The 26,498-nt window shown below is 70.4% G+C and carries 23 protein-coding genes and 2 pseudogenes; 14 read left to right on the top strand and 11 right to left on the bottom strand.

Annotated elements, in window-relative coordinates; genetic code table 11:
• Nucleotides 1–69: 69 nt before the first annotated feature.
• Nucleotides 70–540, bottom strand: a complete 471-nt coding sequence (locus OH735_RS17180) for a MarR family winged helix-turn-helix transcriptional regulator (RefSeq protein WP_406382416.1) — start codon at nt 538–540, stop codon at nt 70–72.
• Nucleotides 537–1,133, bottom strand: a complete 597-nt coding sequence (locus OH735_RS17175; protein WP_406382415.1) for a type 1 glutamine amidotransferase family protein — start codon at nt 1,131–1,133, stop codon at nt 537–539. The genes OH735_RS17180 and OH735_RS17175 overlap by 4 nt, the downstream gene beginning before the upstream one ends.
• A gap of 175 nt (nt 1,134–1,308) precedes the next feature.
• Between OH735_RS17175 and OH735_RS17170 the strand changes: the two genes are divergently transcribed.
• The 3 genes from OH735_RS17170 (at nt 1,309) to OH735_RS17160 (ending at nt 4,557) form a co-directional block, all read left to right on the top strand.
• Entirely contained in the window at nt 1,309–2,682 is a 1,374-nt protein-coding gene (locus tag OH735_RS17170) for an aspartate aminotransferase family protein (protein WP_406382414.1), read from the top strand.
• 116 nt (nt 2,683–2,798) lie between these two features.
• The gene (locus OH735_RS17165; RefSeq protein ID WP_406382413.1) at nt 2,799–3,578 is read left to right on the top strand and encodes a GntR family transcriptional regulator; all 780 of its coding nucleotides are present in this window, start codon (nt 2,799–2,801) and stop codon (nt 3,576–3,578) included.
• A 328-nt stretch (nt 3,579–3,906) separates the two neighbouring features.
• Nucleotides 3,907–4,557, top strand: a complete 651-nt coding sequence (locus OH735_RS17160) for a hypothetical protein (protein ID WP_406386604.1) — start codon at nt 3,907–3,909, stop codon at nt 4,555–4,557.
• A gap of 97 nt (nt 4,558–4,654) precedes the next feature.
• On the opposite strand, the gene OH735_RS17155 is transcribed toward OH735_RS17160, so the two are convergent.
• Nucleotides 4,655–5,440 (bottom strand): SLATT domain-containing protein, encoded by a 786-nt coding sequence (locus OH735_RS17155; RefSeq protein ID WP_406382412.1) that lies wholly within the window; start codon nt 5,438–5,440, stop codon nt 4,655–4,657.
• Between the two features lie 356 nt (nt 5,441–5,796).
• Between OH735_RS17155 and OH735_RS17150 the strand changes: the two genes are divergently transcribed.
• The 7 genes from OH735_RS17150 to OH735_RS17120 all read left to right on the top strand — a co-directional run bounded on the left by OH735_RS17150 (nt 5,797) and on the right by OH735_RS17120 (nt 12,706).
• On the top strand, nt 5,797–6,132 hold the full coding sequence (locus OH735_RS17150; RefSeq protein ID WP_266365457.1) for a YbaB/EbfC family nucleoid-associated protein: 336 nt from the start codon (nt 5,797–5,799) through the stop codon (nt 6,130–6,132).
• Nucleotides 6,133–6,189: 57 nt separating this feature from the next.
• A complete protein-coding gene (gene recR, locus OH735_RS17145; RefSeq protein WP_351086039.1) occupies nt 6,190–6,789 on the top strand; it encodes a recombination mediator RecR in 600 nt (199 codons plus the stop codon).
• 290 nt (nt 6,790–7,079) lie between these two features.
• On the top strand, nt 7,080–7,739 hold the full coding sequence (locus OH735_RS17140) for a DUF5063 domain-containing protein (RefSeq protein ID WP_406382411.1): 660 nt from the start codon (nt 7,080–7,082) through the stop codon (nt 7,737–7,739).
• Between the two features lie 397 nt (nt 7,740–8,136).
• A complete protein-coding gene (locus OH735_RS17135; protein WP_406382410.1) occupies nt 8,137–9,408 on the top strand; it encodes an aspartate kinase in 1,272 nt (423 codons plus the stop codon).
• On the top strand, nt 9,405–10,469 hold the full coding sequence (locus tag OH735_RS17130; protein WP_406382409.1) for an aspartate-semialdehyde dehydrogenase: 1,065 nt from the start codon (nt 9,405–9,407) through the stop codon (nt 10,467–10,469). Before OH735_RS17135 ends, OH735_RS17130 begins: the two co-directional genes overlap by 4 nt.
• Nucleotides 10,470–10,829: 360 nt before the next feature.
• A complete protein-coding gene (locus OH735_RS17125) occupies nt 10,830–11,405 on the top strand; it encodes a SigE family RNA polymerase sigma factor (protein ID WP_384453454.1) in 576 nt (191 codons plus the stop codon).
• Entirely contained in the window at nt 11,402–12,706 is a 1,305-nt protein-coding gene (locus tag OH735_RS17120) for a hypothetical protein (protein ID WP_406382408.1), read from the top strand. Before OH735_RS17125 ends, OH735_RS17120 begins: the two co-directional genes overlap by 4 nt.
• 106 nt (nt 12,707–12,812) lie before the next feature.
• Here the strand turns inward: OH735_RS17120 and OH735_RS17115 are convergent, their stop codons facing one another.
• Together OH735_RS17115 and OH735_RS17110 are read right to left on the bottom strand one after the other, a co-directional pair.
• Nucleotides 12,813–13,787: an SURF1 family protein gene (locus tag OH735_RS17115; protein WP_406382407.1), complete on the bottom strand. Its 975-nt coding sequence runs from the start codon at nt 13,785–13,787 to the stop codon at nt 12,813–12,815.
• 163 nt (nt 13,788–13,950) lie between these two features.
• Nucleotides 13,951–15,822: a S9 family peptidase gene (locus tag OH735_RS17110; protein ID WP_406386601.1), complete on the bottom strand. Its 1,872-nt coding sequence runs from the start codon at nt 15,820–15,822 to the stop codon at nt 13,951–13,953.
• A 122-nt stretch (nt 15,823–15,944) separates the two neighbouring features.
• Between OH735_RS17110 and OH735_RS17105 the strand changes: the two genes are divergently transcribed.
• A complete protein-coding gene (locus OH735_RS17105; RefSeq protein WP_406382406.1) occupies nt 15,945–16,784 on the top strand; it encodes a class I SAM-dependent methyltransferase in 840 nt (279 codons plus the stop codon).
• Nucleotides 16,785–17,089: 305 nt separating this feature from the next.
• On the opposite strand, the gene OH735_RS17100 is transcribed toward OH735_RS17105, so the two are convergent.
• Nucleotides 17,090–17,896, bottom strand: a complete 807-nt coding sequence (locus OH735_RS17100) for an SGNH/GDSL hydrolase family protein (protein ID WP_406382405.1) — start codon at nt 17,894–17,896, stop codon at nt 17,090–17,092.
• Nucleotides 17,897–18,526: 630 nt separating this feature from the next.
• Entirely contained in the window at nt 18,527–18,754 is a 228-nt protein-coding gene (locus OH735_RS17095) for a hypothetical protein (RefSeq protein ID WP_406382404.1), read from the bottom strand.
• Nucleotides 18,755–19,295: 541 nt separating this feature from the next.
• Between OH735_RS17095 and OH735_RS17090 the strand changes: the two genes are divergently transcribed.
• Together OH735_RS17090 and OH735_RS17085 are read left to right on the top strand one after the other, a co-directional pair.
• Nucleotides 19,296–19,997, top strand: coding sequence for a response regulator transcription factor (locus OH735_RS17090; RefSeq protein WP_406382403.1), 702 nt, complete (start codon nt 19,296–19,298; stop codon nt 19,995–19,997).
• A complete protein-coding gene (locus OH735_RS17085; RefSeq protein ID WP_406382402.1) occupies nt 19,994–21,622 on the top strand; it encodes a sensor histidine kinase in 1,629 nt (542 codons plus the stop codon). The genes OH735_RS17090 and OH735_RS17085 overlap by 4 nt, the downstream gene beginning before the upstream one ends.
• Before the next feature lie 147 nt (nt 21,623–21,769).
• Here OH735_RS17085 and OH735_RS17080 read toward each other — a convergent pair.
• The 4 genes and pseudogenes from OH735_RS17080 to OH735_RS17065 form a co-directional block, all read right to left on the bottom strand.
• A pseudogene (locus OH735_RS17080) lies at nt 21,770–22,603 on the bottom strand (ABC transporter permease); the annotation flags it as partial.
• Nucleotides 22,602–23,243 (bottom strand): annotated as a pseudogene (locus OH735_RS17075) (ABC transporter ATP-binding protein); the annotation flags it as partial. The pseudogenes OH735_RS17075 and OH735_RS17080, both read right to left, overlap by 2 nt.
• A 62-nt stretch (nt 23,244–23,305) precedes the next feature.
• On the bottom strand, nt 23,306–24,697 hold the full coding sequence (locus OH735_RS17070; protein WP_406382401.1) for a peptidoglycan-binding protein: 1,392 nt from the start codon (nt 24,695–24,697) through the stop codon (nt 23,306–23,308).
• A gap of 13 nt (nt 24,698–24,710) precedes the next feature.
• On the bottom strand, nt 24,711–25,289 hold the full coding sequence (locus OH735_RS17065) for a hypothetical protein (protein ID WP_406382400.1): 579 nt from the start codon (nt 25,287–25,289) through the stop codon (nt 24,711–24,713).
• A gap of 696 nt (nt 25,290–25,985) precedes the next feature.
• Between OH735_RS17065 and OH735_RS17060 the strand changes: the two genes are divergently transcribed.
• The gene (locus OH735_RS17060; RefSeq protein ID WP_406382399.1) at nt 25,986–26,489 is read left to right on the top strand and encodes an FBP domain-containing protein; all 504 of its coding nucleotides are present in this window, start codon (nt 25,986–25,988) and stop codon (nt 26,487–26,489) included.
• The last annotated feature ends 9 nt before the right edge of the window (nt 26,490–26,498 follow it).

The following is a 26,498-nucleotide window of genomic DNA, read 5'->3' as shown; positions in this document are numbered from 1 at the left end:
GTCAGACGCCGGGCGGGCCGGGGGTGGTTCCGTTCTCAGGCCTCGGGCGGGCCGGGGGTGGTTCCGTCCTCAGGCCTCGGGCGGGCCGGGCGTGCCTGCTGCCTCCACCGCCTCCACCGCCGCGGACAACCGCTCCAGTACCCGTACCGTCTCCGCGAGCTCCGCCTCCCCCAGCTCCTCCGCCAGCCGCGCCGCGAACTCCGCGTGGCCGGGGCCGATCCGGGACACGGCTGCCCGGCCCGTCTCCGTGGGGCGGAGCAGCTTCGCGCGCCGGTGGGCCGGATTCGGTACGTACTCCGCAAGCCCCTTCCCCACCAGCAGATCAGCGATCCGCTGCACGCTCTGCCGCGTGATCCCCATGGCGCGGGCGATCCCGGACACGGGCAACGGCTCGGCCAGCACCGCGCCGAGGACCTGCCACCACGCCGCGGTCAGCCCGGCCGGCCTGGCCAACTTCTCCGACACCGCCAGGAATTGGCCGTTCAGGCGGAAGACGCCGAGCGCGGTCCGGCTGAGCGCGTCCTGCTGTGCGCGACTCACCCCTGCAACACCTCGTACGCGCTCGCGTCCGAGTCGTGGAAGAGCCGGTACCAGGCGTCGAGCTTCGCACCCTCGTACACCCCGAGCCGTGCGAAGACCTCACGGGCGAACGCGACCGGTTCGGTCGGCCCGGCCGTGATGAGGTCGCCGTCCGTCACCGCGTCCGCGTCGACGTACCGCTCACCACCCCCGTACCCCGTGGCCGCGAGATAGAAGGAGACCGCGCTCGTGTGGGCGCGGTCGTCGAGCAGACCCTCGCGGGCCAGCCCCGCCGTCGCACCGCAGATCGCGGCGACCGGCACCCCGGCGTCCAGGAAGGCGCGGGCCGTCCGGGCGAAGGGGGCGAGCTCGTCGCCGGAGTCCCAGAGACCGGCGCCGGTGAGGATCAGGAGCGCGCTGTCCTCGGGGCGCAGCTCCGCGAGCGCGAGATCGGGCTGGACGCGCAGCCCGCCCATGGTGGTGACGGAATCGGTGGTGGGCCCGACCGTACGCACCGTGAATCCGGCTTGGGCGAGATGGGCCGTGGTGTGCCCGGTCTCCCAGTCGGCGTAGGCGTCGTACACGGCCAGATGTACCAGGGTCCTGCGGGGCATGACGCCTCCTGGATTCGGGGAGCCGCCGGGGCGGCGATGGCAACACGTTGTCAGCATGACAGCTTGCTGTCAAACATACTGTGTGGGGCCGACGCGACACCCTGCCCACCAGAGAGCCGCACGCCATACAAGGTGGCCATATCGATCCGCTCCCGGCGCCGCCTACGCTCACGGCATGACCCCTCATGCCTCGCATGCCCCGCATGTCGACCCCGCTGCCGGTGCGGCCGTGAAGGCCGCCGACCGCGCGCACGTGTTCCACTCCTGGTCCGCCCAGGGCCTGATCGACCCGCTCGCCGTCGCCGGCGCCGAGGGGGCGTACTTCTGGGACTACGACGGCAATCGCTACCTGGACTTCACCAGCGGCCTCGTCTACACCAACATCGGCTACCAGCACCCCGCCGTCGTCGCCGCGATCCAGGAGCAGGCGGGCAAACTCGCCACCTTCGCCCCTGCGTTCGCGATCGAGGCGCGCTCCGAGGCCGCACGCCTCATCGCCGAGCGCACCCCCGGCGACCTGGACAAGATCTTCTTCACCAACGGCGGCGCGGAGGCCGTGGAGAACGCCGTCCGGATGGCCCGGCTGCACACCGGCCGTACGAAGGTGCTCTCCGCCTACCGCTCGTACCACGGCGCCACCTCCACCGCGATCAACCTGACCGGCGACCCGCGCCGCTGGCCGTCCGACAACGGCTCTGCGGGCGTCGTCCGCTTCTGGGCCCCGTTCCTCTACCGTTCGCCGTTCCACGCCGAGACCGAGGCCGAGGAATGCGCCCGCGCGCTCCAGCACCTGGAGGACACCCTCGCCTTCGAGGGCGCCGCCACCATCGCCGCGATCATCCTGGAGACGATCCCCGGCACGGCTGGCATCATGACGCCGCCGCCCGGCTACCTCGCGGGCGTGCGCGAGATCTGCGACCGGTACGGGATCGTCTTCATCCTCGACGAGGTGATGGCCGGATTCGGGCGCACCGGCAAGTGGTTCGCCGCCGACCACTTCGACGTGGTGCCGGACCTGATGACCTTCGCCAAGGGCGTCAACTCCGGTTACGTACCGCTCGGCGGCGTCGCCATCTCCGCCGAGATCGCCGCCACCTTCGAGACCCGCGCCTACCCGGGCGGACTGACCTACTCCGGCCACCCGCTGGCCTGCGCGGCCGCGGTCGCCACCATTCACGTGATGGAGGACGAGAAGGTCATCGAGAGCGCCGCCCACATCGGCGAGACGGTCCTCGGCCCCGGCCTGCGCGAACTCGCCGAGCGCCACCCGTCGGTCGGCGAGGTCCGCGGCCTCGGCGCGTTCTGGGCGCTGGACCTGGTCCGCGACAAGGAGACCCGCGAGCCGCTGGTCCCGTACAACGCGACGGGCGAGGCCAACGCGCCGATGGCGGCCTTCGGCGCGGCGGCGAAGAAGAACGGCCTGTGGCCCTTCATCAACATGAACCGCACCCACGCCGTTCCGGCCTGCAACATCACCGAGGCCGAGGCCGAGGAGGGCCTCGCGGCTCTCGACGCGGCGCTGTCGGTCGCGGACGAGTACACGGTGTAGCGGCGCGGCCCACGCGGCCGCACCCGCCACGCCCCTCCCCTCCCTCGCCCTGCCCGGATCCGGGCACGGCGACCCTGGCTTAAGGTGACCGAAAGCCGAAAAAGGGGAGGGGCGCCATGTGCGCGAGCGGAGCTGTGACCCGCAGTACGCTGCGGCAGCAGATCGCGGACGCGCTGCGTGACGAAGTGCTTGCCGGGCGTTTGCGGCCGGGGCGGGAATTCACCGTCAAGCAGATCGCCGAGCAGTACGGCGTCTCCGCGACTCCGGTGCGCGAGGCGCTCTTCGATCTCTCCGCGCAGGGCCTGCTCGAATCGGATCAGCACCGCGGCTTCCGGGTGCGGGAGTTCACCGTCGCCGACTACCGGTCGATGGTCGAGGCCCGGACCCTGGTCATCGACGCAGTCATCCGCGGCCTCATCTGCGGGCCGGTGCTGTCGGTCGCGCAGAAGGTGGCGTACCGGGACCATCTGGTCTCCGTACGCCGCAGGGCCCAGGAGGCCGCGCGGGCGGCCCGGGGCGGCGACCTCGACATCCTCATCGGGTACGACCTGCGGTTCTGGCGTGAGCTGGGCGCGCTTGTCGACAACACTTACATCACCGACTTCCTGCACCGGCTGCGCGTCCAGGCATGGGTGTTCGCGGTTCCATACCTGCGCCACGACGCGGGCGCCCGGGACTGGCTGTGGCACGGCCATCCGGAGCTCGTCGCGGCGATCACCCTCGGCGACCGCGACGCGGTGTGCGCGGTGATGGACGACTACAACACGCACGCGCTGAACTGGGCGGAGCGGCTCGCGGCCGGAGACCCGGCGCATCCGGGCCACGATCCGGAGCCGGCCGAACAGGCGCCGGCCGCCGAGGGGCCGCAGCCGGAGCCTCAGCCTCCGACTCTCTGACCCGGCAACTGTGGGCCGGTGACTGCGGGTCGGCGGCTGCGGGTCGGCAACTGCGGGACGGTGACTGCGGGTCGGCGGCTGCGGGTCGGCAACTGCGGGACGGTGACTGCGGGTCGGCGGCTGCGGGTCGGCAACTGTGGGCCGGTGACTGTGGGTCGGCAACCGTGGGTCGGCGGCTGCGGGATACCGTCGGCGCCCATCCGCGGCCGTCGGCCACTGTGCGCAATGAGCTCACCGCATTACGCTGTCCCGACCATCGTGAACAACCCGATGAACCTGATCCGATACCCGATGACTTCGATGCGCACCCGTGGGAGAGCGAGACTTCGTGGCCTGTGACCTGTGGCTGGTCCCCCTCGTCGATGTGCTGTGCCACAGCCCCGACAACCCGTTCGCCGAAGAGATAGCCGTCTACGACAAGGCGCTGAGCGAGGCCGGGCTGCCGCCCGTCCCCGTGTACGCCTACATGCCGGGCCTGACCGGCGACGTCGCTCCGGTCGCGGGCTTCGACTACGACGCCCTGCACTTCCTGCGCCGCGCCTATCTGCTCCAGGTCAGCGGCCTCGCCGTCACGCCCGTCGACGAACTGGGCGGGGACTACGAGCAGTTGCTGGAGATGTTCGAGGCGACGGCCCAGCAGTCCCACCTGGTCTGGCACTACGACCACGCGGGGGCGTACGTCCCGCTGGACTTCGCCGCTCCGCTCTCCAGCGACGACCTGCTGGCGGGCGGCGGCCCGCTCGGTTCCGCGCACGGGCTGCTGCGGGAGCTGGAGTTCGTCGCCCCGTCCGTCGGCATCGACCCGACGAACCCGCCGGCCGCCCCGCTGCCACCCGCCGCACCGACGTCCCTGGAGGAACCGGCGGGCCCGATTCCGTACGACGACAGTCCGTTCGCCCGCGAGCGGCACGTCTGGCTGGGCCTGCACGCGGCGGCCACACGCAGCCTCGCCCAAGGCTCCATGATCATCTTCAGCTGACCGGATACCGGGACCCGGCGCAGCGACGGCCACGCGCCCCGGCGTCACCGCGGCGGAGTCCCCGCGGTGATTCCGCCCCGGCGTCACCGCGGCGGAATCACCGCGGGGACTCCGGAGGCCGCTGCCGCGGCATGTTCGGCCGGGCCATCGTCTGCATCGGGAACCGGCCCGGCACCGCCCCCTGATCCGTGCGCCCCGCGCCCCCGCTGCCCGACGACAGCGCCTGCATCCCCATCGGCGCGGGCCCGGCCCGGAACTCCACCATCCAGTCCGCGGTCTCGGTCCGCACGAGTTCCGTGATGTCCTCCGAGAACCGCCGCAGCACCCCGAGGCACCGCTCGGCGGCCTCGCTGGCCGTGCCCTCGGTCGGGCCGAGCACCTCCCGTACGCACTCCGACGCCCAGTCGAACTGCAGCACTTGGAGCCGCCGCTGCACGGCCTGGGCGGTGGCGAGGTTTCTTATCCAGCCCGAGGTCAGGCCGAAGAACCGGTCGCAGGCCATGCACGCGGCGCCCAGCAGCAGCGACAGATAGCCCCATCCTGCCGCCCCGCTCAGCGCCCCGGTGAGATCGAGCAACGGCAGCGCGGCGCCCGCGACCGCCCCGGCCGCCGTACCGATCCGCAGGGCCCTGGCGCCGCGCCGCTTCCACACCCGGTCGTTCAGATACCAGTCGGCGGTGCGCAGCGCATCGGCCTCGACCCAGCGGTAGAGCTCGTCGAGGCGTTCGGCGGGCTCGCCCCAGTCGCCGAGCGGGAATGGTGTGCCGGTCAGATCCCGGCCCCGGCCGCGTGCGCCGGAGCGCGAACCGGAGGAACCGGCCGAGCCGGCCGAACCGGGCTCGTTGCGGGGCGGCCCTTCGGGCTGCATCTCCGGCTGACTCACCGGGGTACTCCTCTGCATTCTGCGTAGCGACGCCTGATGTGTGGCGGTGTGTTCGACGGTGGGCTGATCACTGCTCTCCGGCGTGGCTGACTCTCCCGCGTACGTAACCTTGCGTGACGAGTGGTGCGCCTGTGTGTCTGATGCGCATGCCCTTCCTACCGCCGAATGGTGGGCCGTGGGGTCAAAATCGCAGTATTCCCGGGTGCACGGGGCCTGTGATCAGGTATAGGAGTCTCGCCGACGTTGCCTGAAACTCACTCGAAAGAGTTGCATGCCAGTGGGTGGGGCGCGCTGCGCGGTGACCACGTAGGCTCGGCGTACCGAAACATTCTGTCGTCGAATTGCCAGGAGTGACCGTGATTCCCGGTGGTGGTCAGCCCAATATGCAGCAGCTGCTGCAGCAGGCCCAGAAGATGCAGCAGGACCTCGCCGCGGCCCAGGAGGAGCTGGCCAGGACCGAGGTCGAGGGTCAGGCGGGTGGCGGTCTGGTGAAGGCGACCGTGACCGGCTCCGGCGAGCTCCGGGCCCTGGTGATCGACCCGAAGGCCGTCGACCCGGAGGACACCGAGACGCTCGCGGACCTCGTCGTCGCCGCGGTACAGGCGGCGAACGAGAACGCGCAGCAGCTTCAGCAGCAGAAGCTCGGCCCGCTGGCCCAGGGTCTGGGCGGCATGCCCGGTCTCCCCTTCTGACCTGCGGCCAGAACTCGTACGTTGTATTCATAGCTCAGGACCAGGAAGGCGATCCCGTTGTACGAAGGCGTGGTTCAGGACCTCATCGACGAGTTGGGCAGGCTGCCCGGCGTCGGTCCCAAGAGCGCGCAGCGGATCGCTTTCCACATCCTGCAGGCCGAGCCGACCGATGTGCGCCGCCTCGCCCATGCCCTCCTGGAGGTCAAGGACAAGGTCCGGTTCTGTTCGGTCTGCGGCAACGTCGCCCAGCAGGAGCAGTGCAACATCTGCCGGGACGCGCGCCGCGACCAGACGGTCATCTGTGTGGTCGAGGAGCCGAAGGACGTCGTCGCGATCGAGCGGACCCGTGAGTTCCGGGGCCGCTACCACGTGCTCGGCGGCGCGATCAGCCCGATCGAGGGCGTCGGGCCCGACGACCTGCGCATCCGCGAGCTGCTCGCCCGTCTCGCCGACGGGTCGATCACGGAACTGATCCTGGCCACCGACCCCAACCTGGAGGGCGAGGCCACCGCGACGTACCTGGCTCGAATGATCAAGCCGATGGGTCTGCGGGTCACCAGACTGGCCAGCGGTCTGCCGGTGGGCGGCGACCTGGAGTACGCGGACGAGGTCACCCTGGGCCGCGCCTTCGAGGGGAGGCGCCTGCTCGATGTCTGACGCTTCCACGCGCGCGTCCGCGTCCGCGTTCGTTTCCACGTCCGCGTTCGTTTCCACGTCCGCGTTCGTTTCCACGTCCGCGTTCGTCTCCGCGTCCGCGTCCGCTTCCGCTTCCGCGTCTGCTTCCGTTTCTGATTCTTTGCCCCCTTCGCCCTCTTCGTCGTCTCTTTCGTCTTTTTCGTCGTCCGAAGTTCTCGTGGCGACTGTCTTTGCGACTCACGACGGCTTTACGTTCAGCGACGCTATGTTCTACTCACCGTTCGCGACCGTGCCCACGGGAGGTCCCCTCGATGTCTGACGCCACGCTGAACTCCGTCACGCAGGACCCCGACGATTTCGCTGTCCAGATCGCCGACCAGATCAAGACGTTCATCGTCGCGGTCACCGAGGTGTCCAAGGTCGCGGAGCCCGAGGAGGCCGTACCCGTCCTGCTGCTCCAGATCTCCCAGCTGCTGCTGGCGGGCGGCAGGCTCGGCGCGTACGAGGACATCGTCCCCGACGAGCGCTACGAGCCCGACCTGGGCGCGGAGCCGGACGCAGACGGCCTGCGCGAGCGGTTCGCCGACCTGCTGGAGCCGATCGACGTCTACTCCGAGGTCTTCGACCCGTACGAGCCCCGCAAGGCCCCGGTCCCGGCCCGTATCTCCGACGGCCTGGCCGACCTGGTCACCGACCTGCGCCACGGCCTGGCCCACTACGAAGAGGACCGCACGACCGAGGCCCTGTGGTGGTGGCAGTTCTCCTACTTCTCCAACTGGGGCTCCACCGCGTCCGCCACCCTGCGCGCCCTCCAGTCCCTGATCGCCCACATCCGCCTCAACCAGCCCCTCCAGGAACTGGACGGGCTGGACACGGACTCGGAGACCGCCGACGACGAGCTGGCCGAGGAAGCGGGCCGGGTGATGGCCGAGGAGATCGCCGGACCGCTGGGGCTACGGCCGGTGCAGTAGCGGGGCGCGGACCGGCCGCCGTCCCTCACCCCCGCGTCGCGCCCGCGTGGGCGGGAGACGCCGCGAGAGGGGCCGCGGCGAGGGTGAGGAGCAGGGGGAGCGCGCGGAGCGGCGTACGCATGGTGGAGGCCCCCGAAGAGCGGACCGTGGGGTTCCGGTCCACGCTGGAGGTGGACAGCTCGTACATCGTGGACCCGGCGCACCGCGCGTGTGGGCTGGACCACATACGGGAGTGCGGGCCCGATCGGCGGGCAGCAGCCCCGTACGAGCGGTTCGGAGCGACACGCCGATGATCACGTACTGAGCGGGACATCTCACCATGTGGTAGCGACGGGGTGTTTTCGGACTGCTCGTTAAACTGAGCCGACCGCAGTAATGGACCGAGCGAGGAGCGCACGTGGGCCTTGTCGTGCAGAAGTACGGAGGCTCCTCCGTATCCGATGCCGAAGGCATCAAGCGCGTCGCCAAGCGAATCGTCGATGCCAAGAAGAACGGCAACCAGGTGGTTGTCGTGGTGTCAGCGATGGGCGACACGACGGACGAGTTGATCGATCTCGCCGGGCAGGTATCCCCGATACCTGCCGGGCGCGAGTTCGACATGCTGCTGACCGCCGGAGAGCGGATCTCCATGGCCCTGCTGGCGATGGCGATCAAAAACCTGGGCCACGAGGCCCAGTCGTTCACGGGCAGCCAGGCAGGCGTCATCACCGACTCGGTCCACAACAAAGCGCGCATCATCGACGTGACGCCGGGCCGTATCCGTACGGCGCTGGACGAGGGGAACATCGCGATCGTCGCGGGGTTCCAGGGTGTGTCCCAGGACAAGAAGGACATCACCACGCTCGGCCGCGGGGGGTCCGACACCACCGCTGTCGCGCTCGCGGCGGCGCTGGATGCCGAGGTCTGTGAGATCTACACCGATGTGGACGGTGTCTTCACCGCCGACCCGCGGGTCGTGACGAAGGCCCGGAAGATCGACTGGATCTCCTTCGAGGACATGCTGGAGCTGGCCGCGTCCGGCTCCAAGGTGCTGCTGCACCGGTGCGTGGAGTACGCACGCCGTTACAACATCCCGATCCACGTCCGCTCGTCCTTCTCCGGACTGCGCGGAACCTGGGTCAGCAACGAGCCGCAAGGGGACCAGAAGGTGGAGCACGCGATCATCTCCGGAGTCGCCCATGACGTCTCCGAGGCCAAGATCACCGTCGTCGGCGTGCCCGACAAGCCGGGCGAGGCCGCCGCGATCTTCCGCACCATCGCGAACGCGGAGGTCAACATCGACATGGTGGTGCAGAACGTCTCCGCCGCGTCGACCGGTCTGACCGACATCTCGTTCACGCTGCCGAAGGCCGAGGGCCGCAAGGCCATCGACGCCCTGGAGCGCAACCGCGGCACCATCGGCTTCGAGTCGCTGCGCTACGACGACCAGATCGCGAAGATCTCCCTGGTCGGCGCGGGCATGAAGACCAACCCGGGCGTCACGGCGGCCTTCTTCGAGGCGCTCTCGGACGCCGGGGTGAACATCGAGCTGATCTCGACATCCGAGATCCGCATCTCGGTCGTCACCCGCGCCGACGACGTCATCGAGGCCGTGCGCGCCGTGCACACCGCCTTCGGCCTCGACAGCGATTCCGACGAGGCCGTCGTCTACGGGGGCACCGGCCGATGACCGCCCGCCGTCCTTCGCTCGCGGTCGTCGGAGCGACCGGGGCGATCGGCGGCGTCATGCTCCAGATCCTTTCGCAGCACGCGGATGTCTGGGGCGAGGTGAAGCTGATCGCCTCGCCGCGTTCGGCCGGCCGCAAGCTGGTCGTACGCGGCGAGGAGAGCGAGGTCCTCGAACTCACCGAGGACGTCTTCGACGGTGTCGACGTGGCGCTGTTCCTGGTGCCCGACGACGTCTCCGCGCAGTGGGCGCCGATCGCCGCCGCCAAGGGCACGGTCGTCATCGACGACTCCGCCGCGTTCCGGCTGGACGCGGACGTTCCGCTGGTCGTGCCCGAGATCAATCCGCATGCCGTACGGATCAGGCCGCGCGGCATCGTCGCGAGCCCGAACTGCACGACGCTCTCGCTGATCGTCGCGGTCGGTGCGCTGCACGCCGAATTCGGCGTGCGGGAACTGGTCGTCTCCTCGTACCAGGCGGTGAGCGGGGCGGGCCGCGACGGCGTGGCGGCGCTGCGCGAACAGCTGTCGATGGTGGCCGGTACGGAGTTGGGCACGAAGCCCGGAGACGTACGACGGGCCGTGGGCGACGCGGAAGGCAGCCCCTTTGCCGCACCGGTGGCCCTCAACGTGGTGCCCTGGGCCGGGACCGCGGCCGGCGACGGCTGGTCATCGGAGGAACTGGCGATCCGTCAGGAATGCCGCAAGATCCTGGATTTGCCGAGCCTGCGGGTGGCGGCGACGTGTGTCTACGTACCCGTGATCGCGACGCACTCGATGTCCGTGCACGCACGGTTCGAGAACGAGATCGCGGTCGACCGGGCCCACGAGATCCTTGCGACGGCCCCGGGCGTGGTGCTGTACGACAGCCCGGAGGCGGGGGACTTCCCGACACCGTCCGACGTCGTGGGCACCGATCCGACCTGGGTCGGGCGGGTGCGCAGGTCGCTGGACGATCCCCGGGGGCTGGAACTGTTCGTCTGCGGCGACAACCTCCGCAAGGGCGCGGCGCTGAACGTGGCGCAGATCGCCGAATCGGTGGCCGCCGAATTCCCTCGGTCCTGATCGGACCTGTTTATACGCATTCTGTGAACACCCTGTGAGTAAGTTGAAGGACTGAACCTCTTGAGCTGGGGTGTCAGGGTGTCCGACGATGACCTTTCGGCCTGTTGCAACCGCCGGCCGGACGTCGCGCGTCTATGCGGTCACCTCTTGCGCGGCGGGGCGCACAGTCGGGGCATTCGGGGAAGAGCAGGTACGTATGAGGGCATGTCGCACCGTGTCGAACGCGGTGCTGCGGGCGTACAACCCTGACGGGGGGAAACGTGTCCAACTGGCGTGGCAGAGGTTCTCGATATCACAGTGGTGGGCCCCCTGCGCGGCGCTTCGGTGCGGCCGCTCAGACGGCCCCGCGCGCCCGGCGGTATGCCGGTGATCGCGCCCATGCCCGCTGCGCGTCCCGCGCGGCTGCCGTCGCAGCGCGAGGGTGCTGAGGAGAGCGTGGCTGCCGGAACGACGGTCGACCATCTCACCGAGACCTATCGCGCCCACTACCGTTCGCTGCTGGGCCTCGCGGCTCTGCTCCTGGACGACACCGCCTCATGTGAGGACGTGGTGCAGGAGGCGTTCATCCGCGTGCACTCGGCGCGGAACCGGGTACGGGACCCCGAGAAGACACTCGCGTATCTGCGCCAGACCGTCGTCAACCTGTCGCGTTCGGCGCTGCGTCGACGCATCCTCGGGCTGAAGCTGCTCTCCAAGCCCATGCCGGACATGGCGAGCGCGGAGGAGGGCGCGTACGACCAACTGGAGCGGGACGCGCTGATCAAGGCGATGCGGGGGCTGCAACGGCGCCAGCGGGAGGTTCTGGTGCTGCGTTACTTCGCGGACATGACGGAGGCCCAGGTGGCCGAGACGCTCGGCATATCCCTGGGCTCGGTCAAGGCCTACGGCTCGCGCGGGATCGCGGCGCTGCGCGTCGTGATGGAGGCGCAGGTATGAGCAGGCGCGACCACACGAACGAGAACGGCCCCGAGAACAGCCGTGAGAACAGCCGTGAGAACGGCCCTGAGAACAGCCCCGAGAACGGCCCCGAGCACGGCCACGAGCGTGAGCCTTGGAATGACCCGACGGGAAACGGAATGGTGAACGACGGGTCGGAGCGCGACGGGTCGGAGAAGCGCGGGCCTGAGGAGCGTAGGTCGGAGAAGCGCGGGTCGGAGAGCGCCTCGCGGGTGAACTCGGGTGCGGACGCGGGCGTGGGTGCGGGCATCGATGCGGACATCGATGAGGTCGCGCTGCGCCGCATGCTGCGCGGGGCCGTCGAGCACATCGAGCCCGGCGACGGCACTCTCGACCTCCTGCAGCGCGCGGTGCCCGCCCGGCGCGCCAGGCGACGGCAGGCCGCCGTCGGGATGGCGGCGGCGGCGCTGCTCATCGGCACGGCCGTCCCCGCCTTCGTCCATGTGGCGAACTCCGAAGGTTCGAACGCCGCCAATCCCGCGATAGCCGGGCACGGCGAGCAGGCGCAGGGCGGCAACGGCACCGAGAGGGATTCGGGGACCGACGGGAAGAGCGACGGCGGTGGCAGCGACGGGCAGGCCGACGGCGGCCCGAACCGTCCCGCGAGCCCGAGCAGCCCGTCCGACAGCCGCGGCCAGGGCGCCGACGGCGGGCTGGTCGGCGGGGTTGCCGACCCGTCCGCGTCCGAGGCGGCGGCCGGGCCGAACTGCGATCCCGGGCAGCTCTCGGTCGACTCGGCCGAGACGGACGCGGCCGGTGCCGACGGCACGGTGTACGGCAGGTTCCGGATCGCCAACGTCTCCGGCACGGACTGTTCGGTGAGCAGCAGCGGAAGCGTGGGCTTTCAGGCGATGGGCGCGGCCGACCCGGCCGAGATCACGGTTGTCCAGCACACGGCGGGTGACGCGGCGTCCGGGCTGCCCGACCCCTCGCAGGAGCAGGGGACGGTGCTGCTGAAGCCGTCCATGGCGTACGAGGTGAAGTTCGCCTGGGTGCCGAAGGACACCTGCCCGACCGCCGGAGGCTCACCGAGCCCGACCCCGACGGGCGGCACCGACAGCACGGGCGGCGCCACCGCCACCGGTCCCGGTACGGGCAGCGGGGACGGGTCCGCCGACATGAATCCGCAGTTCGGCAGCGAGGACGGTGGCGGGTCGCTGGACGGCAGTGTCGCCGTCACACACACGCCGGAGGCGGGTGCACCGGTCGCGGAGACGAAGATCAGCAATGCCTGCGCGGGCACGATCTACCGGACCGGGGTGCTGGCCCCCACCGCGTGACGCGGGGCGAGGGCACGGCGCGGTTTGCGGCGTACGGCGTATGACGCATGCGTGAGGGGGATCACCGGCCGATTCGGCGGGCGGCCCCCCTCACGTGTGTACGTCCTCAGACGGTGCCGACGCTCACGTCGGGGTCGGCGGGATCCACCGGGCGGGAGCCCGCGCCCACCGCGGTACCCGGGCCCACCGCGGTACCCGGGCCCACAGCCGCAGCAGCGCCCGCAGCCGCAGCCGCGCCCGCAGCCGCAGCCGCGCCCGCAGCCGGGCCCGCGTTCGCGTCCGCGCCCGTATCCGCCCCCACACCCGCGTCCGCATCCGTGGCCGCGACGATGCCCAGCTTCAGGTCGCGTGCCGCTTCGGTCTCGCGGCGGACCAGCCGGAACCACATGAAGAGCACGAACCCGGCGAAGACGAACCACTCCCCGGTGTAGCCGAGGTTCTGGAAGGCCTTCAGGTCGAGTCCGGTGCCCTGCGGCACGGCGGCCGGTACGGGGCGCAGCCCGCCGGCCGCGCCGGTGTCCTGGAGCGTCACCCAGGCGTCGTAGACGTCGTACGGGACGAGGTTGACCAGGGACGCGGCGCTGATCATGCCGACCTGCCCGCGCGGGAGCCCGCCCGCCGCGTCGACGCCCGCCGTGCCGGCGTTCTCGGATGCCTGGAGGTCGCCGGTGACCGTGACCTTGCCGGTCGGTGCGGCGGGCACGGCGGTGTGGCCGGGCTCGCCGGGCAGCCAGCCGCGCACCACGGGCAGGGCCTTGCCGCTGTCCGTACGGAGCAGGTTCAGGACGTAGAAGCCGCTCTTGTCGTCCAACTCCCGGCCGGGCACCAGGAACTGGTCGGCGTACCGGCCGGTCGCGGTCGCGGGACGGCCGGACGTCACCGTGTCGACGGGCAGGAGGTCGTCGATCGGCTTGGCGGCCCTCGTGCCCGGGGCAGGCTGCTTCTCGGCGGCGTCGTGCGTCTGCACGCGGTCCTCGAAGCGGCCGAGCTGCCAGGTGCCCATGAAGACGCAGAACGGGATGGCCAGCACGACGAAGAGGTTGATCCCCCACCATCGCGGGGTCAGCAGGAACCGGTACACACCTCCACGGTACGGTCCCCGCTCCGGTCGCCTGGCGCGGGGTACCGAGCGATGCCCGATGCCGGTGGCCCGCACCGCACAGAACGGACGCCAGGGACGGAACAGAAGCCGGCCGGAACGGCAGCCCAGGACGGAACAGAAACCCAGGACGGAACGGACGCCCCTACTCGCCGGACGGGCCGGACGGGCCGGACGGGCCGGACTGCGGGGCCAGGTGGCGCCGGGCGAAGTCGAGTTCCAGGCGGACCTGCTTGATCCGCTCCTCCACGACGAGCGAACCATGCCCCGCGTCGTACCGGTAGACCTCGTGCACCGCGTCACGGCCCTTCAGCCGGTCCACGTAGTTCTCGACCTGGCGGATCGGGCAGCGCGGGTCGTTGACGCCCGCCGAGATGTAGACCGGCGCCCGGACGGCGTCGACGTACGTCAGCGGGGACGAGGCCTCGAAGCGCTCGGGAACCTCCTGTGGCGTGCCGCCCAGCAGCGTGCGGTCCATCGCCTTCAGGTCCTCCATCTCGTCGTGATACGCCGTGACGTAGTCGGCGACCGGGACCGCCGCCAGGCCCAGGGCCCAGTCGTCCGGCTGCGTACCGAGGCCGAGCAGGGTCAGATAACCGCCCCAGGAGCCACCGGCCAGGACCAGCTTCGCCGGGTCCGCGAGCCCGGACTTCACCGCCCACTCCCGCACCGCGGCGATGTCCTCCAGCTCGATCAGGCCGACCCGGTGTTTGAGCGCGTCCGTCCAGGCGCGGCCGTATCCGGTGGAGCCGCGGTAGTTGACCCGGACGACCGCGTAGCCGTGGTCCACCCAGGCGGCGGGACCGGAGGCGAAGGCGTCGCTGTCGTGCCAGGTCGGGCCGCCGTGGATCTCGAAGACGGTGGGAAACGGCCCCTCTGCCGGGGCTGCGGGCCGCTGTACGAGCGCGTGGACCCGGCCACCGGGCCCGTCCACCCACACGTCCTCCACCGGCACGGACGCCGGGGCCTTCAAGCCGGGCGGATCGAGCACCACCGCGCCCGAGGTGGACCGGATGATCGGCGGCTGCGCGGCCGACGACCACAGGTACTCCACCGTGCCGTCCGGCCGGGCCGTGGCGCCCGACACCGAACCGGTGGGAGTCTCCACCCGGACGGGAGCACCGCCGGACCCCGGCTCGAACCGCCACAGGTCACTGCGGGCCTCGAAGCCGTGCACGATGAGCAGCGCGGAAGCGTCCGGATACCACTCGGCGCTCACATCACCGGGCAGATCGATCGCGAGGTCCGTCTCCACACCCGTCAGCGGATCCCAGATCATCGGCTCCCAGCGCCCCCGGCGCTGATGCCCGACCAGCAGCCTCGTGTCCCCGGCGACGGGGGCGAAGCCCAGCACGGACAGGCCCAGCTCTCTCGTACCGCCCTCGGTGTCGTCCAGTTCGGCGACCGTCGACCCGTCCGGCCGCACCACCCGCAGCGCGGAGTGCATCGCATCGCCGTGCTCGGTGTGCTCCAGGGTGATCAGCGTCCCGTCGTACGAGAGGTCACCGACGCCCGCCGACTCCCGGTGCCGGTAGATCTCGACGGGTGCGGCCCCGGGCCGTACGACATGGATCGTCGTCCCGTCCTCGTCCGTCGAACGGCCGATCACCGCCGTACCGTCGCGCCCGATCGCGAGCCCGGCCGGGTACGAGGCACCGAGGCCTGGTGCCGCCGGTTCGTCCACCGCCTCCTCGCCTCCTCCGCCGTGGAACGGCTGACGCATCCACACCCCGAACTCGTCCCCGTCGGTGTCGCTGAACCACCAGATCGACTCGCCGTCCGGTGTCAGCACACCGTCCGTCGTCCCGTTCGGCCGGTCGGTCACCTGGCGCTGTTCGCCGGTGGCGCGGTCCCATGCGTACAGCTCGTACGTGCCCGTGGCGTTGGAGACGAACAGCGCGCGGTGCGGCGCATCTTCGGCCCAGTCGGGCAACGACACCCGCGGCGCCCGGAAACGCTGCTCCCACTCCGGCACGGAGGCGGTCGCGCCCTCCGGCACGGAGGCGGTCGCGGACATGGAAACGGTCGCCTGCGCGGACGGGGCCGTCGAGCCAGTGATCTCAGTCATGTCCCCCATTCTGCGCCGGACCGCCGACAATCCGTTCGCATCGCCCTCAGCCTGTGGATAACCTCCCGGGCATGCACGCATCGACTCCAGACAACTGGCTCCGGGCCAACCGTGCCCGCTGGGACGAGCGGGTCGCCATCCATGCCGTGAGCGACTTCTACGACCTCGACGCCTTCCGCGCCGGCAAGGACGCCCTGCGCGACTTCGAACGCGCCGAGGTCGGGGACGTCACCGGCAAGTCGCTCCTGCACCTGCAGTGCCACATCGGGGTCGACACCCTCTCCTGGGCCCGGCACGGCGCGGCACACGTCGTCGGCCTGGACTTCTCCGAACCGGCCGTCGAGACAGCGCGCGGCCTGGCCCGCGAGCTCGGGTTCACCCAGGACCGGGCGGCGTTCGTCGCTGCCGATGTCCATGACGCGGCGCAGGCCGTCCCGGACTCGTCGTACGACATCGTCTACACCGGCGTCGGCGCGCTGAACTGGCTGCCCGACACCCGGCGCTGGGCCGAGACGGCAGCTTCGCTCGTGGCGCCCGGGGGGTTCCTCTACCTCGCGGAGTTCCACCCGATCACGGACTGCCTCGACGACTCGACCGGTACGAAGGTCGTGCACGACTACTTCAGCCGCGAAGCATGGGTGGACGAGACGCCGGGCACGTACGCCGACTTCGACGCACCGACCGTCCACAACCGCAGCGTCGAATGGCAGCACCCGATCGGCGACGTGGTGTCGGCGCTGGCCGCCGCCGGGCTGCGCATCGAGTTCCTGCACGAGCACGACTTCTCGCTCTTCGCCCGTTTCTCTTCGCTGGAGCGGCAGGGCGACGGCTCCTACCGTTTCCCCGCCGATCGTCCGCGCATTCCGCTGATGTACTCGATCAAGGCGTCGCGGCCGGCCGATACCGGGTAACCGGACCTTCGCGACCGCCACGCCGCCCCGCGCGGCCCGGCTCGGCACCGCTCGGACACCACCGCCCGTGCCTGAAGCGACTCGCTGCACCTGTATCTGTACCTGTATCTGTACCTGTGTCTGTACCTGTGTCTGTACCTGCATCTGAACTCTGCACCTGAACCCAAACCGCAACAGACCTGCGGCGGGCTGCCGGAAGCACCCGCTTCCGGCAGCCCGCCGCACCTCTGCATCGCCGGCTGCACCTCCGTACCTCTGCAACTCGGTACGTCCGTGCCGCAGGTCGTACCTCCCTCGTCCGCGTCCTACGCGGCCGAGCGGAAGGCCGGAAGGTAGCCGCCCGACTGTCCGGCGGCCTTCGGGTGGTACGAGTTGTAGACGGGGATCGACACACTGTGGAGCCATGCGGTACCGGAGCACAGCTCGTGCCCGGTGAACTCGTCCACCACGCTGGAGAACGTGAACCCGGCGTTGGCCGCCTGCTTGGCGATGACGCCGTTCAGGACATCGGACGCATTGTTTATGGCCGCCCGCTCGTTCTCCGAGAGCCCGGCGATGCAGGTCCCGCTCAACTGGTAGAAGCGCGGGTAGCCCAGCACCACGACATGCGCCTGCGGAGCCCGCGACCGGATGGCACCGTAGAGCGAACCCAAGCCGGACGGCAGCGAGTTCTGCATCTGCGAGACGGCTGAGCGGACACTGCTCAGGCAGGTGGCCTCGCTGGACAGCACACAGTCCTGCATGACACTGGCGAAGCCGACGTCGTTGCCACCGGCGGTGACGCTGACCAGGCCGGTGGACGAGTTCAGCGCACCCAGCTGGCTGCCGGCCACCGAGCTCGTCGTGGCGCCCGAACAGGCGACGAAGGCAAAGGACGAAGGTGAGTTCGCAGCTGCCCAGAGGTAGGGGTAGGCGTTGGTGCTGCGGCGGCAGTCGCCGCTGTCGGACAGATAGCTCCCCGCGCCGACGCCGGACGAGTACGAGTCGCCGAGAGCGACGTACCCGCCGGCGGTGGCCGAGGAGGTTGCCGAGGCCGGCTGGGCGATGCCCAGAGCGGCCACGGCGGCGAGGACCAGAGTGGATGCGGACGCCCAGAATCTCCGTACTGACATGGCTGTCAGCCCTCCGAAGTGTGGGGGGTGGGTGGGGGGTTGATGGAGCGCCACGTTTCTAGCAGCTCTTGGTACCCGCCGGTAATAGCTGGGGAAGAACTGGTCTGATTTGCCTGAATGGTCGTTCGGGCATCCGAGCTCCGCGCGTAGATGAACCTCCGGACGCACCTGGAATGGTGTGAGCGGCGGCTCGTGCGATCTCGCCGGAGACTCGTGCTCTCGCGGCCATCGCGCCATCCGGGAAGGGCCGCCCGGCGTGTTCCGGGGAGTGCAGTGTGTCTGGGGAGTGCGGCGTGTTCGGGGGCCCGGGGAGTGCGGCCCGCCTGTGCTGCTGTCGGGCGTCGGCCCGGGGCTGGTTGTCGTCGCGCCTCGAACGGCCGGGGGTCCGCGCCGGGGGTTCCTCTGCGTCGGCGGAGGGAATTCCGTAGCAATGCGAGAGGGTTCGGCCCTGCACGCCCGAGCCCTTTGATGTGCAAAGGCGCTTGGTGTGCGGGACCGTGAACGGTGGACGAGGCTCTCCGCGCGTGCTCCGAGGCCGTCAGGAGTGATCGCATCCGGGCGGTTGTGCAGCTCCGTTACGAGGTGAACAGTGGTGTGTGCCGAAGTCGTTGCAGGTGTCGCCCCGTGTATTCAGCCGTTGCCGGGCACGGTGTAGCAGTGGTGGTCGAGCTTGTGGGAGGAGTGGGCGATGCCCCTGATCACGCAGTTGGTGCTGGAGCCGCTGCGCTCGTTGGCGCCGTCCGCGGTGGCGTTCCAGGAGCTCCCGTCCTTGTCGGAGGCCCCCTTGCCGCAGGCGGCGGCCGCCGTGGCCGGGGAGGCGAGGGTCGTCGGGATGCACGCGGCGACGGCCGCGATCACGGGCGGAACTGCCGTTGCTCAACGCTTCATTGAATCCCCCATCGTTGTCGATTCGGTTTGCGTTGATCCCTTACCCGGGCGGAATTGCAAAAAGTGGGCGCCGCCTCACCCGGGCTTTCGGTGATGTCAGTGAGATGCTGATTCGGGTGAATCGAAGAAAGCGTTGATTCCAGGACGAATTTCGTTTCCGTGAACGGAAGATCGGGTGTCGGGGATGTCACGCGTCGATGCCCGGCGACCGCGGTCAGAACCGATGTGGCTGAATTTTGCCACGCCGGCAAGACCCGGTGGTCGTCGGTGGCGAGGTGAGCCACCAGCGGTCACCTGCGCGTCTTCTTGGTTGCCGACGGGATCGGGACGCCGGGCCGGGAAGGCTGCGGCCGCTCGGAGGGTCGAGCCGCCGTCTCCGTCGTGCACATGGACGCGCGGACCATCAGTTGACGCATGCGATTTCGTGCCCGATCCGGTGTCCGGTTCCGCGTCGGCGGCTCGTGCGGATACTGGTACACCGGTTACGACGGAGCCCGGCCGAGGAGTCTCGTTGAGCGCACGCATACTGGTTGCCGAGGACGACGTGAAGCAGGCGCGACTGATACGCATCTATCTGGAGCGCGAGGGCAACGAGGTCCAGATCGTCGCCGACGGGCGCTCGGCCATCGACCGCGCCAGGTCCTCCCGGCCCGACCTCATCGTGCTCGACGTGATGATGCCGAACGTCGACGGTCTCGACGTATGCCGGATCCTGCGCGCCGAATCCCAGGTCCCCATCCTGCTGCTCACCGCACGCACCACGGAGGAGGACATGCTCCTCGGGCTGGACCTGGGGGCCGACGACTACGTGGCCAAGCCGTACAGCCCCAGGGAGCTGACCGCTCGGGTCAGGGCGCTGCTGCGTCGGGCGAAGGCCGCCGGGCGCACCGATCCCGAGTTGCTCACCGTCGACGACCTGGAGATCGACGTCGCCCGCTACGAGGTGCGGGTGGCCGGGGAGCCGGTGGTGTTGACCGGCAAGGAGTTCGCCATCCTGACCGTGTTGGCGGGGGAGCCCGGACGCGTCTTCACCCGGGCTCGGATCATCGACCAGGTCTTCGGATTCGACCAGAACGTCCTGGAACGCACCGTTGACGCCCACGTGATGAACCTGCGGCGAAAGCTGGAGCGTGGGCGACCGGACCGGCGGTATGTGGAGACCGTCTACGGCCGTGGATACCGGCTGGCGAACGGGCCCGGTGCGGGGCGGTGAGCTTCAAGCTGCGGGTGCTCGGCCTGCTGATGCTTGTCGCCATGACCGCCACGGCGGCAACCGCCTGGCTGACTCTGCGGCAGGCCAATCGCCAGGTCCGCGATTCCGTCGTCACCGGACAGCAGGAGGTCTCCCGGATCACCGGCGAGCTCTACGCGTACGGCTTCGGACACGGTACGTGGGACGGGGTCTCGCCGACGGTGGGCGAGCTGGCGAAGGACACCGGCCAGCGTATTCGCGTAGCGACGGAGGCCGATGTGCTGCTCGTCGACTCGGACGCCCTGGCGGGGCACGAGCCCCGCTCGGTGAGCAGCCGGTCCCCGGTCCTGGTCGATCCGCGCCCCATCCTGCGGCTGCCCGCGGAGAAAGTGCCGCGGGCCTCGGTCAAGCTCACCGTGACGGCGATCGGCGAGTACCGGGCTGCCGCGACGTACGCCGCATGCCTGACACGAGCGGGAGCTGTGGTGACGGCCCGTCCCAACAGCGTCGGCATTCCCCGGATCAGCACGGCGCACCGGCCTTCGCAGTGCAAGGAGCCGTCATCCGGCACGGATCCGCGGTTCACCCAGGACTACGAAGCGGTGCAGCCTTGCGAGTCCGACCCGCGTCCCACCGCCTGTCTTCAGCGAGCCTTCAACGAACGGATCGGTTCCGTGGCGCCCCCGCGGCTCCAGGTCCGCCTCGGGGCCAAGGACGAGTCACCGCCCACCCTGGCCGCCGCGCCCACGATCGCCGCCGCGGCGGGCGTGTTTCTCGCGGCCGTCCTCGGTGCCCTGCTCCTGACCAGGGCCGTACTGGGCCCGATCCGTGCCCTGACCCTCGCGGCGCGAGGTCTGGGAGAGGGAGACCTGGGGCGGCGGGTCGTCATCTCCGGCCGGGACGAGATCGCCGAGCTCGGAGGCGCCTTCAACCGGATGGCCGACTCCATCCAGGCGGGCGAGGACCGCCAGCGCCGCCTCACCGGCGACATCGCGCATGAGCTGCGCACGCCGCTGGCCAATCTGCGCGGCTACCTGGAGGCGTTGCAGGACGGCTATGTCGAGCCGACCCCCGAGCTGCTGGAGTCCCTCCACGAGGAAGCGATGCTCCAGCAGCGGATCGTGGACGACCTGCAGGATCTGGCCCTGGCCGAGGCCGGTGCGCTCACCTACCACCGCGGCGATGTCGATCTGGCCGACATGCTGGAGACCTGCCGGACCGCCCACCGCGCCCGGGCCGAGACCGTCGGCGTCGTACTGGAGCTCGACGCGGCGCGGCCGGCGCGTGTGTTCGCCGACGCCGAGCGGCTGCGCCAGGTCGTCGGCAACCTGGTCGTGAACGCGGTACGGGTCACGGCTCCGGGCGGCACCGTGACCCTGGAGCTGGTCCGGCGTGGCGATCTGGCGATCATTCAGGTGCGGGACACGGGGAAGGGGATACCTCCCGAGGAACTGCCGCATCTCTTCGACCGGTTCTGGCGCGCGGACGCGGCACGGGGCCGTGCCACCGGCGGTAGTGGCCTGGGGCTTTCCATCGCCCGCCAGATCGTGACCGATCACCGGGGGACGATCGAAGTGGAGAGCACGGTGGGTGTAGGTACGACGTTCAGCGTCGTGCTCCGCACGGGACCGGGCGGTGCCGGGTGAAAGGTGGAGGGGGCGGGAACGGGGGCGGCCGACGGCACCGGCCGACCCGTCGGCCGACGGGGCCGGCCGCGGGGCGGGTGACCGGCCGAAGCCCGTCACCCGCCCGTGCCCCATGAGCGTCTTGGAGCGTCTTGGTGGGGGCGCCCGTCACCCGCCCGTGAGCGCTTCGGTGGGGGTGAGCCGTCCGGCCCGGACCGCCGGGTAGAGGCCCGCAAGACCGCCGATCACCAGCGTGACGGCGATGCCCGCCGCCGCGGACCACACCGGTACCTCGGTCGGCCAGTCCCGCGTGTACGCGTACCCGGCGGTGATCGAGGTACCCAGCACCAGGCCGCCGAGCCCGCCCAGCGCGGACAGCAGCAGCGACTCGGTGACGAACTGGCCCCGGATCTGGCCGCTGGTGGCGCCCAGCGCCCTGCGCAGACCGATCTCCGGCCGCCGCTCCAACACCGAAATGATCACGGTGTTGCCCACGCCGACCCCGCCCACCAGCAGCGCGACCCCGCCGAGGCCCAGCAGCAGTCCGGTCAGTGCGGACTCGGTGGCCTCCCGTGCGGCCAGCGCATCGGAGGGCCGGGAGACCAGCACCTCGTTCGGCCCGGCCGGATTCGCCGTCGCCGCGAGCACATCGCGTACGGCCGTCACCCGGCTGTTCTCGGTGCGTATGTAGAGGTTCGACGGGTGGCCGTCGAAGTGCAGGTACGTCTGCGCGGCTCGCCAGCCGACCAGCGCCGAGCTGTCGATCTCCGGCGCCAGCGGCACCGGGTCGAGCACACCTACCAGGGAGAACCACTTCCCGCCGAGCCACAGCCGCATCCCCGGCGTGTACGCGTCCAGCCGCCGGGCCGCCTGGGAACCGAGGACCACGGTCGGGTAGTCCTCGGTCGCCGACCCCAGCCATCGGCCCGTGGCGACGCGTCCGCCGATCGCGGGCAGGAGCCGCGGCCCGGCCGCGGCCACTTGGACACTGCTCGTACGTCCGACCGTCGCGCATCTCCACCCGCCGGTCGAACGCCGCGGCCATCTCCCGGTCGTGTGTGATGACCACCACCGTGGTGCCGGCCGCGTGCAGTTCACGCAGCGACTCCAGCACCGCCGCGCCGGAGGCGGAGTCGAGGTTGCCGGTCGGTTCGTCGGCGAGCAGCAGGGCCGGCTCGCCGATCACGGCCCGGGCGGCCGCGGCCCGCTGCCGTTCGCCACCGGAGAGCTGGTGGGGGAGGTGACCGATCCGGTGGCCGAGCCCCACGCGGGCGAGCGCGTCGGCCGCCCGGCGTCGACGCTCCCGCAGGGGCACGCCCGCGTACAGCAGACCGTCGGCGACGGTGTCCAGCACGGGCACCCCCACGGCCAGGTGGAACTGCTGGAACACGAAGCCGATCCGCTGCGCCCGGAGTGCGGAGACCTCACCGTCGGACAGCTCGGCGATGTTGTGACCGTCCACGGTCACCCGGCCGCTCGACGGCCGGTCGAGCGTGCCCATCAGATGGAGCACGGTCGACTTCCCCGAACCGGAGTGGCCGACGACGGCGACGAGTTCTCCGTACCGAATGACAAGGTCGACCTCGTTGACCGCGGTGACGTGGCCGGGGTAGGTCTTCGACACGGCCGCGAACTCGGCCACCGGTGTGCCGGACGGCGGGGCCGACGGGTCGGCCGGGCTCGTCGAGGTCGTTCTCGTCGGGGTCACTTGGGGATCTTCACCTTCATGCCCTCGTGGACCTGGGGACCGTTCACCTCGACCCGGCCGTCGGCGAACAGGCCGGTGATGACCGGTACGAAGTGGCCGGTGCCGCCGCCTCCGTTGTTTTCGGCGAGTTCCAGTCCGTGGCCGCCCTCGGCCAGCGCCACCAGGGCGGCGACCGGGACTGTGAGTATGTCCTTGCGCTGGGCGACCACATGGCGGACGGTGACCGGGCCGCTCTCCAGCCTGCCCAGAGAGCTCTGGTCGTCAAAGGTGATCACCACGGACACGGTGGCCGTCCTGGTTTTGGACTCGCCGCCACCGCCCCCGCCCCCGTCCGTACCGTCCGTGCCCGAGCCGCCGGACCCGGACGCATCCTTGCCCACGCGGGCGACCTTGCCCTTGACCGATCGCCCGTCCGGGAGCTCCACCGTGACCCCCCTGCCCCGTCGTGCCCAGTTCGTGTCGGAGGCGGGGGCGTCCACGTCGACCATGCGCGAGGTGCTGGTGTAACTCAATGGGTTGCCGACGGCGTTGGCCCCCACCTGCACACCGGTGCTCGCGATACGGACCGGCCCGGGGGCGTAGACGACGTCGCCGGCGCCGACTCTGCCGGTCTGCGACAGGCCGAGGTCCTTCTGCCAGCGCTTGACCGCGGCGGCGGTCAGCGAGGAGTACGAATCGTCCACGGTGAAGCCCGAGTAGCCGAGGGCGCTGAGGTTGGTCTCGAACTGTTTGACGTCCATGCCGTGCAGAGGTTCGGGTGGCTGCTGAGCACCGGCTGCCCGCCCGGCTCCGACAGCACCGGCACCACCGGCACCCTGGGAACTCTGCCTGGTGCTGGTGCTGGTGGCGGAGCCCCCGCTGTCGCCTGCGCCACCGCTCTTGCCGGTCCCGCTGTCCGCGTCGCTGTCACCACGGTCGCCACCCCCGGTGGCAGCACCTCCGGATTCCGTCATGCCCAGACCGCGATACATGGGCAGGCTGCCGTAGAGCAGCACCACCGGGCGGTCGTCGACCCGTAGCACTGTCTCACCGCGCCGCACGATCCTGCCCGATTCGGGCAGCCAGGTCACCGTTCCGCTCGCCTTGATCTGGAACGGAACCTCGGGCCCGTGCCCGAGTCGGCCGTCGATCTCGGTCCGGTCGGTCAGCGTGTCCCGAGTGACCTCTACCGCCTGGCCGCCGGTCCCCCGGCCGCCCGCCTGGCCGGCCCCCGCGCCGCCGCCCAGCCCCAGGGTTCCGACCACGCTGATCGCGGCAACCAGCAGAATCCCGGCCCCCACGATGAGGGGCCCGCGCCTGCGCCGTCCGACCCCCTGGCGGTCCGCACCGCCCGCCGCCACACCCACTCCCGCCGCCGGCTGTTTTCCCGCGTACTCCACGACGTCCACGGCTCCCGGTTCCTCAGCCCTTGGGCGTGGGCGCGTCGTCCGGGATGCCGATGATCGGGGCGCACACACGCGCGGCCCGTTTGGCACCCGCCGATGTCGCGTCCCACGCGGATTCCTGGAAGTGGCCGTCGGCACCGGTGTCGGGGAAGTCGGGCGCCCCGTGCTCCTGCATGCACCTTGCGTACCGCCGGTTCTTTCCGATCTCGTCCTTGGAGAGCTCGGGCAGCTGCTCCTTCAGGAGGCTCTCGGGGATGGGCAGGCTGAGACTCGCGCACTTCTCCTGAGCCTTGAGAGCCTTCGGGTCGCGTTTCCAGGCGGACTTGTCGCCGAGGTCGACCCGGCCCTTGGAGTCGGGATCGGAGGTGTCGAACCCCTCGTCGCGCAGGCATTTGACCCACTTCCGCTGCCCCTCGACGTAGTCGGCCAGCTCGCTCGAACTCCCCTTGGAGGTGGTGGCGTCGGTCTTGCCGTTCGACGCGGAAGCGAAGTCGTCCCCGCTGTTCCCGCCGCCACCGCAGCCGGTCACGGTCAGCGCCACCACTGATGCCGCCCCGATCAGCAACCGGCCCCCGTACCACCGACGCGTACTCATGCTCATGGGCTCCTCGCACATTGGCCGTTGTCCGGCTCCCGCTCCGGCCGGACGGACGGCGACGAATGTAGGACCGCACCCATGAAGGACTTATGAAGAAGCCATCAAGAACCCTTCCGAGAACGCACTGGCGGCAGGCGGACGGCAAACCGCCGGACCGACGCAACCGCCCTCTGTGGTGGCACCCGGCGTGGGCGCCACCGCAGAGGGCGGTTGTCGTAGATCTCCGAGGATCAGTTGTGGCCGAACCTCCGCTGCTTCCGGTGGGAGACCTGTTCCGAGATCGCGTGCACCGTGTCCTGGGTAGCCGGTCGCTGCGTCTGTTCCTTCGTCTCCGGAGCAGCGCTGCGTTCATGGCCGCCAGTGCGGGCACCGCGGTTCTGCCGACTCTGCTTCTTGCCCACGATCGTGCCTCCTGTAGCGGTTCTGGGACGACGGGCAGTTCCAGATTCGCATGTGGGTATGAAAGGTGCATGTCGGGCAGGTTCTTCGTGTCGGTGTTTGAAGAAGCCGTGCCCCGCTCCCGCGTACTCCACCAGGTGGCCACGGCTGCTCTCGGACTGTGACGCGGTTTGTGCCGAGCGTGACGACGCTCCAGGTGGGGGGCAGGCGGGGGCAGGCGGACACCGGGGTGCGTGCAGGCCGGGCCGGATATTGAGATGCGTACAGGTCGGGGCGGACGTAGGGTCGGCGCCCGTGGAACCGCTCAGTGAGAAACAGATCCGCTCATCCTTCGTGAACTGCACGAAAGGCGATGCGGCGCGGCTTCGGCCGCCGCTCGACTTCGCAGAACTGCCCTGGGAGGACCTGGACTTCCTGGGGTGGGTGGATCCGGGAGCGCCGCTGAGGGCACATCTCGTGCTGCCCCGGGCGCAGGGCCCGCTGGGGATCTCTCTGCGGATACCCTCCGTGAGGCGCACCAGCGCCGTGAAGTCCAGCATGTGCCAGATCTGCCTGACGGGCCATGCCTCCTCCGGGGTCTCCCTGCTCGCCGCCCCTTTGGCGGGCGCCCGGGGCCGAGAGGGCAACACGGTCGGCATCTACATCTGCGGGGACCTCGCCTGCCCCCTGTATCTGCGCGGCAAGCGGCAGCCGAAGCTGCGGCACGGGCGGTACGAGGAGTCCCTGACCCTGGACGAACGCCTCGCGCGCATGTCGGACAACCTGGATGCCTTCGTGGCCAAGGTCACCGCGGGCTGAGCGCCGACG

It is taken from the genome of Streptomyces sp. NBC_01618, assembly GCF_045209435.1.
Classification (GTDB): domain Bacteria; phylum Actinomycetota; class Actinomycetes; order Streptomycetales; family Streptomycetaceae; genus Streptomyces.
The sequence above is the reverse complement of the archived record's forward strand: the minus strand, read 5'-3'. Positions and strand labels throughout refer to the sequence as shown.